1 protein-coding gene is annotated in these 611 nt (G+C 53.8%); it reads right to left on the bottom strand.

Features of this window, described 5'->3' with window-relative positions; all coding sequences use genetic code 11:
* The coding region (locus D0S45_20715; GenBank protein TIH06449.1) for a hypothetical protein at positions 1-452 on the bottom strand (452 nt) is incomplete at its 3' end.
* Positions 453-611: the final 159 nt, after the last annotated feature.

The following is a 611-nucleotide window of genomic DNA, read 5'->3' as shown; positions in this document are numbered from 1 at the left end:
GTCTCTTTCATATACCCGGGAGTGATTTCCGTCTTACGGTAATCCATTGTACTGCCGGACCACCGACTGTGAGCCACTCCGGCCATGGCGTACGCACTTACCTGCTTACTGATTTGTAAAACCGGTCCGGCCATCACGCTCACATAACGTCCACGCAGGCTCTCATAGTGAAACGTATCCTCCCCGGTCATCACTGTGCTGCTCTTTTTCGACGCGGCGAACCCCAGGGAAGCCATCACCCCCACACTGTCCGTCAGCTCATAACGGTACTTCACGTTAATCCCTTTCAGATGACTCACACCGGTATCCCCGCCCGACAACGACGGCAATGTACCCGGTTTCACTTGAAAATAGCCCACCGTAAACGTACCATGTCCACCTTCCGCACGGGCCGGAGTGACTGTCACCGCAAGTGCGGCAAAGACAGCAACGGCAATACACACATTACGCATCGTTCACCTCTCACTGTTTTATAATAAAACGCCCGTTCCCGGACGAACCTCTGTAACACACTCAGACCACGCTGATGCCCAGCGCCTGTTTCTTAATCACCATAACCTGCACATCGCTGGCAAACGTATACGGCGGAATATCTGCCGAATGCCGTGTGG

This window comes from Marinifilum sp. JC120 (assembly GCA_004923195.1).
Classification (GTDB): domain Bacteria; phylum Desulfobacterota; class Desulfovibrionia; order Desulfovibrionales; family Desulfovibrionaceae; genus Maridesulfovibrio.
Note: the sequence above shows the minus strand (reverse complement) of the source record. Positions and strands in the feature narration are given on the sequence as shown.